Raw genomic sequence first — 5,291 nt, forward strand, 5'->3', positions numbered from 1 at the left:
GGCGGGGTCAGCGGGTGGCGGCGCGGCGCTCCCGGGCCGAGGTGACGGTGTCGAGGTCCGTGTGGCGGGTCTCGGGGGAGAGCACCAGCGCGATGACGGTGATCGCCGAGGCGGCGGCCAGGTAGTAGCCGACGTAGGAGACGTCGAACTTCTGCACGAGCCAGGCCGCGATGAAGGGGGTCAGCGCCGCGCCGAGGATCGAGGACACGTTGTAGGCGATGCCGGAGCCGGTGTAGCGCGTGTTCGTGGGGAACAGCTCAGGCAGCACTGCGGACATGGGCCCGAAGGTCAGACCCATGAGCGTCATACCGGTGGCCAGGAACGTCAGCATCAGCGGCACGTTCAGCTTCGCGCCCACACCCATGTTCTCCGGCGCGAGCCACAGGCCGAACGAGAGGCCGAACAGCACCATGAGCACCGAGATCACGATCAGGGTGGGGCGGCGGCCGAAGCGGTCCGCCAGCAGGCCGGAGACCGGCACGAACGCCGCGAAGAACAGGATGCCGACCAGCTGCAGCACGAGGAACTCGGCGTAGGGGACACCCAGGAAGCCGTTGGCCGGCTTGCCGATCGCGTAGGAGAGGATCCACGTGGTCATCAGGTAGAAGAGCACGTAGGTGGCGTACATGACGAAGGTGCCCAGGATCAGCTCCCACCAGTTGCGGCGGAACACCTCGCCCAGCGGCGCCTTCACGCGCTGGTCGCGGTCGAGGGCGCGCTGGAAGACCGGGGTCTCCTCGAGCTTGACGCGGACGTAGAGGCCCACGGCCACCATCACGATCGAGAGCAGGAACGGCACGCGCCACACCCACGTGAGGAACGGGCCGTCGAGCACCGGGCTCGTCGAGTCGTGGCTGAAGCCGAGCACGAGCGCGAGGAACAGGCCGTTGGCCAGCAGGAAGCCGATCGGCGCGCCGAGCTGCGGCCACATGGCCGCCTGCGCGCGCTTGCCGTCCTTGGCGTACTCGGTGGCCAGCAGAGCGGCGCCGGACCACTCGCCGCCGAGCCCCAGACCCTGGAAGAAGCGCAGCAGCGTCAGCATGGCCGGCGCCCACAGGCCGATCTGGAAGTACGTGGGCAGCAGGCCGATGAGGAACGTCGCGATGCCCATGGTGAGCAGCGAGCCGATGAGCGTGGTCTTGCGGCCCACGCGATCGCCCAGGTGGCCGAAGACGACGGCGCCCAGCGGCCGGGCGACGAACGCCGCGCCGAAGGTGGCCATGGAGGCCAGCAGGGCCGTGTTGTCGTCGCCGCCCGCGAAGAAGATCAGCGGGAAGACCGAGACGGCGGCCGTGGCATAGATGTAGAAGTCGTAGAACTCGATCGAGGTGCCCACGAGGGAGGCGATGATGACCCGCGAGCGGGGCACCTCCTCCGCGGTGGCGACCGCGTCCGACGTGACATCGGTGGTGGCGGTGGGGGCGCCCGGGTTCGCGGGCGCCCCCACCGCCACCACGGGCTGACCCCGTTTCGTAGGTCCAGTCGTTATGAGAGTCGTCCTGTTGCCCGCGGTCGCGGGCAGGGAGACTGGTCAGATCATGACGAACAGCAGGAAGCGTCACACCCCCGAGCAGGTCGTCCGTAAGCTCGGGCAGGCCGACAGGATGCTCGCCGATGGTCAGGACGTCGCGGCGGTGTGCCGGGAGCTCGGGGTGTCCGAGCAGACGTACTACCGGTGGCGGAACCAGTACGGCGGCCTCAAGGCCGACGACGCAAAGCGCCTGAAGGAGCTGGAGAAGCAGAACGCGACCCTGAAGCGTCTGCTCGCGGAAGCGGAGCTGGAGAAGGCCGCGCTCAAGGAGCTGGCTGAGGGAAACTTCTAAGCCCGGACAGGCGCCGCGCCGCCGTCGATCACCTCAAGCGCAAGTTGCGGGTGAGCGAACGGATGGCGTGCCGTCTGGTCGGGCTGAGCCGCTCCGCGTACCGGCGACCGCTCAAGGGCGACACGGTCGCGGACCCGGATCGGGCGCTCAGGGAGTGGCTGCGCGCCTGGGCGAAGGACCATCCCCGCTACGGGTATCGGCGGGCGTATCACGACGCCCGCGCCGAGGGGTGGGTGGTGAACCACAAGAAGATCCAACGCCTGTGGCGTGACGAAGGGCTCCGGGTCCCGCAGCGGCGTCGACGCAAGCGCGTCGGGTCCTCGACCGTCGACGCGCCGACGGCGGACGCGCCGAACGTGGTGTGGGCGGTGGACTTCCAGTTCGACGCCGACGAGCACGGACGACCGATCAAGATCTGCTCGATCGTCGACGAACACACCCGGGAGTGCATCGGCGGGCTCGTGGAGCGCTCGATTACCGCCGACCGACTCACCGCCCACCTCGAGGACCTCGTCGCCGCCCGGGGCGCCCCGGCGGTGCTCAGGTCGGACAACGGGCCGGAGTTCATCAGCGAGGCGATGGCCGACTGGGCCGGCACCCGCACCGGCCTGTCCTACATCCCTCCGGGCTCGCCGTGGCGCAACGGGTACGTCGAGTCGTTCAACAGCCGGATCCGCGACGAGTGCCTCAACATCAACAGCTTCTACTCGCTGCTGCACGCACAGGTCATCATCGGCGACTGGAAGGACGAGTACAACCACCACCGCCGGCACTCCTCGCTCGGCTACCTAACCCCAGCCGAGTACGCTCGGCAGTGCACCCATCAAATGGAAACCGACGACTCACAGAACGTCCGGACCGAATGAAGGGGGCGGCTCAGCCCAGCCCGCCCCCGGGAACGCCGTGTATATCTAGGGGCATGCACCCCGACGACGCCCCAGCACCGGACCTGACCTGGCTGGACTCCGCCGGCTCCACGCAGGATGAGCTCCTCGCACGGCTGGACCGCGAGGGACACCGGCACGGTGCGGCCGTGGCCACCGCGGACCAGCGGGCCGGCCGGGGACGGCACTCCCGGGTGTGGAGCGCCGCGCCGGGTGCGGCGCTCGCCCTGTCCGTGTACCTGCGTCCCGAGTCCGGCGGGGTGCCGGTCTCCCCGGCCCATCTGAGCTGGCTCTCGCTCGTCGCCTCCGCCACGGTTGCCGAGCGCCTCGCGGCCCGGGGCGTCCCGACGCACGTGAAGTGGCCGAACGACGTGCTCGCCACCGACGGGCGCAAGCTGTGCGGCGTGCTGGCCACGGTGGCGCTGTCCTCGGACGGCAAGGGGCCCGGCGTCGTCGTCGGGATGGGCGTGAACCTGGACCACCGCGGGGCCGCCCCGGTGGACACCGCCACGGACCTGGCGGAGTGGATCGGCGCGGACGCCGTGCCCGCCCCCCGGGACCTCGCGGTCGAGCTGCGCGACGCCGTCGTGGCGGCCGTGGACCGCTTCGCGGCGGGCGTGGCGGGGCAGACGACGGCCGTCGACGGGCGTCACCCGGCCGTGGCGGCCGTGGCGGACCGGCTTTCCACGCTGGGCCGCGCGGTGCGCGCCGAGCTGCCCGGCGGCGGCGTGCTGGAGGGCACGGCCGTGGGCCTCGGCCCCGGCGGCACCCTGCGCGTGAAGCGCGTCACACCGGACCGTGGCACAATCGAGACCGAGGTCAGTGCGGGGGACGTGGCCCACCTGCGCGGAGACGTCCATCGCGGCGCATGACACACCCGTCCCGGTCAGGAGGTGACCGCCGTGCGACTCGAGCCCGGTGAGCAGGTGATGGTCCGCACCCGCACCCACCCGCGCGCGCTGCTGCGCCCGGCCGCGGTCCTCGTGGCCGTCGCGTTCCTGCTCGGCCTGGCCGTCGGCGTGCTCGCACGTCCCGACCTGCCCGGGATCGTCGCCGCGAACCGCGCCGTGCTCGAGGCGGCCGCGTGGGTGGTCGCGGCGCTCGTCCTGCTCCCCGGCACCGTCCGCCCGCTGTGGCGCTGGGTCTTCCGGCGCACCGTGCTCACCGACCGCCGCATCCTCCAGGGCGCCGGCGTCGGCGGCTCCGGTGCCGCCATGCCGCTCGTGTCCATCGCCGACGTGCAGCGGCGCCGCCGCGGCTCGGGTGCCGGAGACCTGCACATCCTCTTCCAGGAGCCCGCCCGCCAGGTCCACTGGCGGCTGCGCGACGTCCCCGAGGCCGCGCGCTTCGAGGAGGCCCTGGCCCACCTCACCCGCCAGGCCCGCACCGCGACCTGGCCCGCCCCCGTCCCGACAGGAGACCTCCGATGAGCCGTCCGGAGACACCGGACACCGCACCGCTGCCGATCGTCCCGCCGGCCGAGGACAAGACCGCCCGCGACGTCGAGGAGCGGTCCGCCGAGCCCGCCGGCTGGACGAGCGCGATGCGCACGCTCGACGCCGGCCTGGTGGTGGGCCCGCGCGCCTACACCTCACGGGAGGTGGCGCAGCGCCTCGGCGTCTCGATGGCCTCCGCCCGGAAGATCTGGCGTGCGCTGGGCTATCCGACGTCGCCGGAGGGGCACAAGGCCTTCACCGAGGCGGACATCGAGGCGTTCGAGTCCGTGCTCACGCTCGTACGCTCGGGGACGCTGAACGAGGACACCGCCATCTCGCTGGCCCGCTCGATCGGGCAGATGACGGACCGCATGGTGGTGTGGCAGATCGAGGCGCTCGTGGAGGACAAGATCGCCTCCGAGGGCCTGACGGACCCGGAGGCACGGCGGGCCGTCGTCGACATGCTCCCGGACATGGTCGGACCGCTCGAGAAGGCCATGCGGATCGTCTACCGGCGCCAGCTCAACCGCGCCGTCCAGCGCCTGACCGTGCGCGTGGAGGCCGGGCTGGCGGCCAGCGCCGAGGGCCGCGACGGCTCCGAGTCGGACGCGCCGCTGCCGCTGGCCCGCGCCGTCGGCTTCGCGGACATGGTCTCCTACACGACGCTCTCCCGGACCATGGACGACCGGACGCTGGCCCGCATGGTGCTGCGCTTCGAGTCCCTCGCCGCGGAGACCATCTCGGCCGGCGGCGGCTGGCTCGTGAAGACCATCGGCGACGAGGTCATGTTCAACGCCGAGACCCCCGAGGCCGGCGCCGCGATCGCGCTCTCCCTGGCCGAGACCATCGCCGCGGACGAGGAGCTGCCCTCGGCGCGCGTCGCCCTGACATGGGGACGGGTGCTCTCCCGCATGGGGGACATCTACGGGCCCACCGTGAACCTCGCCGCGCGGCTGACGTCCCTGGCCGATCCGGGTACCGTGCTCGTGGACGCCATGACCGCTGCGGCCCTGTCCCGGGACGAGCGCTTCGTGCTCGTCCCGCAGCCGCCCAGGATCGTCCGCGGGTTCGGAGAGGTCCGCCCCTCCCTGCTCTTGGACGGGTCGGCCCAGACCCTGCTCGCCGACTGATCGAGGACCCCGTGGACC

General features: G+C 71.9%; 5 protein-coding genes. 4 read left to right on the plus strand and 1 reads right to left on the minus strand.

From position 1 onward, the window contains the following. Nucleotides 1-7 precede the first annotated feature (7 nt). Nucleotides 8-1,453 carry an MFS transporter gene (locus J1M37_RS05210; RefSeq protein ID WP_446724885.1) on the minus strand — a complete coding sequence of 482 codons (1,446 nt, stop codon included), beginning with the start codon at nucleotides 1,451-1,453 and terminating at the stop codon, nucleotides 8-10. Nucleotides 1,454-1,538: 85 nt separating this feature from the next. Here J1M37_RS05210 and J1M37_RS05215 point away from each other — a divergent pair. The 4 genes from J1M37_RS05215 to J1M37_RS05230 all read left to right on the plus strand — a co-directional run bounded on the left by J1M37_RS05215 (nucleotide 1,539) and on the right by J1M37_RS05230 (nucleotide 5,273). Next, a protein-coding gene (locus J1M37_RS05215) for an IS3 family transposase (RefSeq protein ID WP_098471310.1) occupies nucleotides 1,539-2,689 on the plus strand; the annotation gives its coding sequence in 2 pieces (ribosomal slippage) (nucleotides 1,539-1,809 and nucleotides 1,809-2,689; 1,152 coding nt in all). Nucleotides 2,690-2,742: 53 nt separating this feature from the next. Further along, entirely contained in the window at nucleotides 2,743-3,579 is an 837-nt protein-coding gene (locus tag J1M37_RS05220) for a biotin--[acetyl-CoA-carboxylase] ligase (RefSeq protein ID WP_206452247.1), read from the plus strand. A 30-nt stretch (nucleotides 3,580-3,609) separates the two neighbouring features. Then, on the plus strand, nucleotides 3,610-4,137 hold the full coding sequence (locus J1M37_RS05225; RefSeq protein WP_010079241.1) for a PH domain-containing protein: 528 nt from the start codon (nucleotides 3,610-3,612) through the stop codon (nucleotides 4,135-4,137). Further along, nucleotides 4,134-5,273 (plus strand): adenylate/guanylate cyclase domain-containing protein, encoded by a 1,140-nt coding sequence (locus tag J1M37_RS05230; RefSeq protein WP_206452248.1) that lies wholly within the window; start codon nucleotides 4,134-4,136, stop codon nucleotides 5,271-5,273. The genes J1M37_RS05225 and J1M37_RS05230 overlap by 4 nt, the downstream gene beginning before the upstream one ends. Nucleotides 5,274-5,291: the final 18 nt, after the last annotated feature.

This window comes from Micrococcus sp. KRD012, assembly GCF_017168555.1.
Taxonomy (GTDB): Bacteria; Actinomycetota; Actinomycetes; order Actinomycetales; family Micrococcaceae; genus Micrococcus; species Micrococcus luteus.